4 protein-coding genes are annotated in these 5,662 nt (G+C 73.1%); 3 read left to right on the plus strand and 1 reads right to left on the minus strand.

Annotation, left to right across the window (positions count from 1 at the left end):
* Positions 1-38 precede the first annotated feature (38 nt).
* Positions 39-1,583 carry an MFS transporter gene (locus AB0H32_RS46430; RefSeq protein WP_361135197.1) on the minus strand — a complete coding sequence of 515 codons (1,545 nt, stop codon included), beginning with the start codon at positions 1,581-1,583 and terminating at the stop codon, positions 39-41.
* Between the two features lie 97 nt (positions 1,584-1,680).
* Here AB0H32_RS46430 and AB0H32_RS46435 point away from each other — a divergent pair, with 97 nt between their 5' ends.
* The 3 genes from AB0H32_RS46435 to AB0H32_RS46445 all read left to right on the plus strand — a co-directional run bounded on the left by AB0H32_RS46435 (position 1,681) and on the right by AB0H32_RS46445 (position 5,596).
* Positions 1,681-2,265 carry a TetR/AcrR family transcriptional regulator gene (locus AB0H32_RS46435; protein WP_361135200.1) on the plus strand — a complete coding sequence of 195 codons (585 nt, stop codon included), beginning with the start codon at positions 1,681-1,683 and terminating at the stop codon, positions 2,263-2,265.
* A 419-nt stretch (positions 2,266-2,684) separates the two neighbouring features.
* Positions 2,685-3,764 (plus strand): hypothetical protein, encoded by a 1,080-nt coding sequence (locus AB0H32_RS46440; RefSeq protein WP_361135203.1) that lies wholly within the window; start codon positions 2,685-2,687, stop codon positions 3,762-3,764.
* A gap of 53 nt (positions 3,765-3,817) precedes the next feature.
* Complete coding sequence (locus AB0H32_RS46445) at positions 3,818-5,596, plus strand: Ig-like domain-containing protein (protein ID WP_361135205.1); 1,779 nt, start codon at positions 3,818-3,820, stop codon at positions 5,594-5,596.
* Positions 5,597-5,662 lie beyond the last annotated feature (66 nt).

A 5,662-nucleotide genomic window follows, 5' to 3' on the forward strand; every position in this document is an offset into this window, starting at 1 on the left:
GTCAGCCCGCCCGGCGCTTTTTCGTGCGGTGAGGTGGATCAGGCCGCAGCCTTCTCGGGCTCTTCCACCGGCGTCTCCCGGACGTGGATCCGGCGCAGGGTCGTCGCCGCCGCCATCGCCGCGAGGACCAGGATCGCCGTCCCGGCGAGGGCCGCGCCGTGCATGCCGGTGGTGAACGCCTCCCGGGCCGCCGTCGCCAGGGCGTCTCCCGCACGCCCCGGCAGGTGGTCGGCGACGGCGAGCGCGCCGCCCAGGGTCTCGTGGGCCTCGGCCGGGGCCGAAGCCGGCATCTCGTGGCGGTAGACGGCCGCCCCGATGGAGCCGAGGACCGCCATGCCCAGCGCGCCGCCGAACTCCGCGCCCGTCTCCAGCAGCGAGGAGGCGGCGCCCGCCTGCTCCACCGGGGCGGCGCCCATGGCCAGGTCGGTCATCTGCGAGATCACCATCACGATGCCGGAGGACAGGACGCCGGAGGCGACGAGGGCGAGCCAGAGGGAGTCCGTGCCGAGCAGGGCCAGCATGCCGTAGCCCGCCGCGCCGATGACGAAGCCCGCGGTGACGACGTAGGCGCGGTTCACACCCTTCTGGACCAGGGCGGTCGCCAACGGGGCCGCCATGCCGATCGGCACCGACGGCAGCAGTGCCCACAGGGCCGCCTCCATCGCGCTCTTGTCGAGCACCGACTGCAGATACTGCGTGGTGAAGATCGCCGAGCCCATGATCGCCAGCGAGGAGACGAGGTTCAGGACGACGGCGGGGGCGAAGCCCCGGCTGCGGAAGAGGGCCGGCGAGATCATCGGCGAGGCGGCCGTGCGCTGGCGGTGGACGAAGAGGGCCGCGAAGAGCAGGCCGGCGGCGACCGAGACGACGTACTGCGGGTGCCAGCCCTCGGAGGGGATCTCCTTGAGGCCGTAGATCAGGGGGAGCACCGCCGCCATCGACAACGGCACGCTCAGGAGGTCGAAGCGGCCGGGCTGCGGGTTCTTGGACTCGGGCAGCAGGATCGGGCCGAGGACCAGCAGCAGCACCATCGCGGGCAGGTTGACCAGGAAGACCGAGCCCCACCAGAAGAACTGGACCAGAACGCCGCTGAGCACGGAGCCGAGGGCGATGCCGCCGGTCATCACGCCGGACCAGATGGCGATGGCCTTCGCCCGCTCCTTGGAGTCGGTGAACATCGTGCGGACCAGCGCCATCGTCGACGGCATCAGGGTCGCCCCGCCGATGCCGAGGACCGCGCGGGCCGCGATCAGGGTCTCGGCGCTGTTCGCGTAGGCCGCGACCAGGGATGCGGCGCCGAAGGCGGCGGCGCCGAACAGCAGCAGCCGGCGCCGGCCGATGCGGTCGCCCAGCGAGCCCATCGTCATCAGCAGGCCGGCCAGGACGAAGCCGTACATGTCGAAGATCCACAGCTGCTGGGTGCCGCTCGGCTCCAGGTCCGCGCTGATCGCCGGGATGGCGAAGTAGAGGACCGAGACATCCATGGAGACCAGCATCAGCGGAAGCATCAGCACGCAGAGCGCGGTCCATTCGCGCCGGCCGGCCCGCCCGGCAGGGGAGTTGGTGCTCGTCGAGTTCGTCATGCCGATGACTGTACGGGCGTCTTAAACGCTTGTCTAGAACGCTTGTATAAGTCATGCGTCTAGGACGCTTGTATGGATCGGCGGTAGGGTGGTCCGCATGGGACACCGTGAGGATTTGCTGGAAGGCGCCAAGCGCTGCCTGCTGGAGAAGGGTTTCGCGCGGACGACCGCGCGGGACGTCGTGGAGGCGTCGGGGACCAACCTGGCCTCGATCGGCTACCACTACGGCTCGAAGGGCGCGCTGCTGGTGCAGGCGTACGTCTCGCTGATCGAGGGTGTGGGCGAGAGCTTCGACCCGGGCCTGGGCGGGGAGGTGACGCAGCCTCCGGGGTCGCTCGCGCGGTTCCAGGAGGTGTGGGCGAACGTCGTCCGGTCCTTCCCCGAGTCGCGGGCGATCTGGCTGCTGAGCTTCGAGCTGATCTTCCAGGGTGACCGGATTCCGGAGGTGCGCAAGCTCCTGGCCGAGGCGCAGGAGGAGGGCAGGTCGGGACTCGTGTCGATGTTCAGCGGCATTCCGGAGGCCGACCTCGGCAAGGAGGCCGCCGACACCGAGGGCCGCTTCTACCAGACCCTCCTCAACGGCCTCATGGTCCAGTGGCTCTTCGACCCGGACACGGCCACCACCGCGGAGCAACTCACCGAGGGGCTGCGGCGGGTGGCCGGGGCGGCCGCGAAGGGCTGACCCGGCTGGAGCTTCGCACGAGCCCGGTCCGGTTCCTGGGCGGTCGTGTGTGTGGTTCCTCCGAGGCGTTGCCGCAGGAAAGGGAAGAGACCGCATCTGCAAGGGGTTTCCATGCGTGGAAGCCGTGGATGCGGGCCTGTGTGGCTGTTAGAGTCCGCATGCTCGAAGCGGACAGAGGGCGCCCGGAACACCCGGGGGACGCTGCGTCCGCGGCATCCGGGCGCTCCCCGCAGGCGACCACTCATCAGTGATCCAGAAGATCACCGGGTACGGGGAGCGGAGTCGGCCCACGCGTGGCCACCGTGCCCTGATCTGTGAGCGGTTCACCCGTCGCCCCCATGTCACCCGACGGCCACACGGCCGATCGTCCCTGCGTTCCCAGGCGGCCGCGGCAGCGGCCTGCACAGAGGGAGGACTCGATGAGGACCGGACCGGTGCGGCAGCTCGCCGCAGCAAAGACATGCGCCATCGGCGCCGCACTCGCCCTGGCCGTGCCGGGCGTCGCCCACGCCAACACCGTGGGAGCCACGGTGAAGACGCCCGGCGCCACCGCAGGACCGGGCTCGACCTTCTCCGAGATCACCACGAGTGCCGCCTGCGCGAGCGGCCTGATCTCCGGGGGCGGCATCGACCAGGCCATCGGCACCGGCACGGCGTCCAACGGCAACAAGATCAACGGTACGTCGCCGAGCCCCGACGGCAGTACCGAATACACCGGTTCCACCGGTGTGGTCGGCACCGACGTCACCCACTGGCTCGGCATCGGCGGCAGCGGGGGAGCGGTCGGCGCCGACTTCTCCAGCACCCCGTACGCCCTGTGCTTCAGCAGCAGCGTCATCAACCACACCCAGGTGGTGATGAACAAGCTCGCCGGTCCGACGACCAGCGGCGCGGTCGGCCTGGTCACCGCCACCTGCCCCGCGAACACCCGCCTGCTCGGCGGCGGGGCCCGCATCACGCCCGCGAGCGTAGGCAGCCTCAAGCCGATCGCGAGCTTCCCCACCTTCGACGACGCCGCGCACGACCACGGGCAGAAGGCCGCCGCCGACGGCGAGACCAACCCCGACTCCTGGACCGCGGTCGGCTGGAACGGCGGGGGCGGCAACAGCGGCAACACCACCTACGCCTACGCCATCTGCAGCGGCAACGGCATCGGCATCGGCGCGACGACCGTCAAGGTGCGCTTCGGCGAGGTCAGCGGCCCCACCGCCGCCACCAGCGGCCAGAGTGCGACCGTCGGCTGCGGCGGGAACGACGGCAAACTCGTCAGCGGCGGTGCCGCGATCAGCGGTGGCAGCGTCACCACGACCGACTTCACCGGTCCCGGCTCCCCGGGCGACCACCTCAACGGCAGCTACCCCAGCGACTCCGGCGGCACCCCGGTCTCGGACGGCACCACCGGCACCGCGTACTGGACCGCCGCCACCCACACCGGCGGCGGCAGTTCGCCGAGTACCTCCTCCGACGTCTGGGCGCTGTGCGCCGACGACGGCGTCTGAGCCGCCGCGCCGCCGCCCCCGAACTCCTGCCTGAGGGAAACCCGTTGAGACCCATGCACACCCAGTTCCTGTCCGCCCTCGGCGCGGCCGGTCTCGCCGTGGCGGTCCTTGCGCCGCTGCCGGCCGGAGCCGCCGAACCGGCCGACACGGCCGCCGCGTCGCACTGCGGTGCCGGCGGACTGTTCACCAGTGCCCCGCCCACCTGCACGTACAGCGCCTCCGGCACGGACGTCTTCACCGTGCCGGACGGGGTAAGCGCCCTCACCGTCGATCTGTACGGGGCCGAGGGCGGCGGCGCGGCCGGCTTCGTCGCTCCCAACCCGCCGAACACCGGGGCACCGGGCGGACTCGGCGGCGAGACCCGGGCGCGACTGGCCGTCACACCCGGCGAGCAGCTCCAGATCACCGTCGGAGCCGCCGGTGTCCCGGGCACCTCCCGGCACGGCGAGTTCGCCCGGCCCGGCGGGTTCGGGCACGGATCCGGCGGCGGGGGAGCCCACGGCGGGGGCGGCTCCGGCGGCGGCGCCTCCGATGTGCGGGCGGGCGACTTCGGCCCCTCGGACCGGGTCCTGGTGGCCGGCGGCGGCGGAGGCGCGGGCAACGGCGGGCCCTTGCTGCGGGGAGGGGACGGCGGAGGACCGGCCGGCCAGGACGGCGGCCAGGGCGGCGGCCCCGACGGATCCGGCGTCGCCGGCGGCGGGGGAGGCCCGAGCGCGCCCGGCACCGGCAGCCCCAACTCGGCCCTCGGCGGTCCCGGAGTCGCCGGCAGCGACACCGACCCCAACACCGGCCTGCCCAACCCCGGCAGCGGAGGCCCGGGCGGCAACGGCGCCCGGGGCGGCAACGGCGGCGGCGGAGGCGGCGGTGGCTACTTCGGCGGCGGAGGCGGCTCCGGCGGCGGAAACCCCGGCAACCTGTACGGGGCCGGCGGAGGCGGCGGCAGCAGCTACGCGACACCGGCCGCCTCCGGGGTCCAGCTCCTGCAGGGCGTCAACCACGGCGCCGGCAGTGCGGTCGTCTCCTTCCGCTACGACACCTCCGTCTCGCTCTCCGCGGACACGTCCACCCCGCTGTTCGGCCACCCCGTCACCCTCACCGCCGCCGTCGACCCGGCGAACGCGGGTGCCCCGGGCGGCACGGTGACCTTCTCGGACGGCCCGACGCCGCTGGCGACCGTGCCGCTCGACCACGGACGTGCCCGCTTCACCACCGGCGGGCTGCGACCCGGCCACCACGCGATCACCGCCACCTACAGCGGCGACCCCGTCTTCTCTCCGAGCACGACCGGCGACCCCACGGATCTCACGGTCGGCTTCAGCCGGCCGTGCATCGACACGGCCCACCACGGTGTCCTGACCGTCGACACCGGGGAGGCGGTCTGCATCGCCTCCGGCGGAAGCCAGGACGGCAGGGTCACCGTGCGGCCCGGTGGGTCGCTGGCCGTCTCGGACACCCGGATCGACGGGCCCGTCACCGCCGACGGAGCCCTCGCCCTCACCGTCTGCCGGTCCACCCTCACCGGGCCGGTCACCGTCGCGCACAGCAGCGGCTTCGTGCGGATCGGCGGCGGTGAGCAGGCCTGCCGGGGCAACATCGTGCACGGTCCGCTCGCCCTGGACGCCAACACCGGCGGCATCGGGGCCGGCGGCAACGCGGTGACCGGGGCGGTGCGGATCACCGGCAACAGCGGCAGCGGGCTGCTGCCCGGCGAGGACACACCCGCGTTCGAGGGCAACCAGGTCGACGGCCCGCTGTCCTGCGACGGCAACGAACCGGGCCTGGACGACAGCGGCAACACCGTGCACGGGCCCCGGTCCGGACAGTGCCGGTGACCCGTACCCGGGCGCCTCACCGTCCGTGCGGCGGTGCGTGACCGGCCCGGCGGTCCCGCACCGCCG

Origin of the sequence: Streptomyces sp. NPDC020362, from assembly GCF_040642095.1 — a bacterium.
GTDB lineage: Bacteria > Actinomycetota > Actinomycetes > Streptomycetales > Streptomycetaceae > Streptomyces.

Bases quoted from the DNA above. Each gene is read 5' to 3' on its own strand.
- AB0H32_RS46430 (WP_361135197.1), bottom strand. From the start codon at position 1,583: ATGACGAACTCGACGAGCACCAACTCCCCTGCCGGGCGGGCCGGCCGG.
- AB0H32_RS46435 (WP_361135200.1), top strand. From the start codon at position 1,681: ATGGGACACCGTGAGGATTTGCTGGAAGGCGCCAAGCGCTGCCTGCTG.
- AB0H32_RS46440 (WP_361135203.1), top strand. From the start codon at position 2,685: ATGAGGACCGGACCGGTGCGGCAGCTCGCCGCAGCAAAGACATGCGCC.
- AB0H32_RS46445 (WP_361135205.1), top strand. From the start codon at position 3,818: ATGCACACCCAGTTCCTGTCCGCCCTCGGCGCGGCCGGTCTCGCCGTG.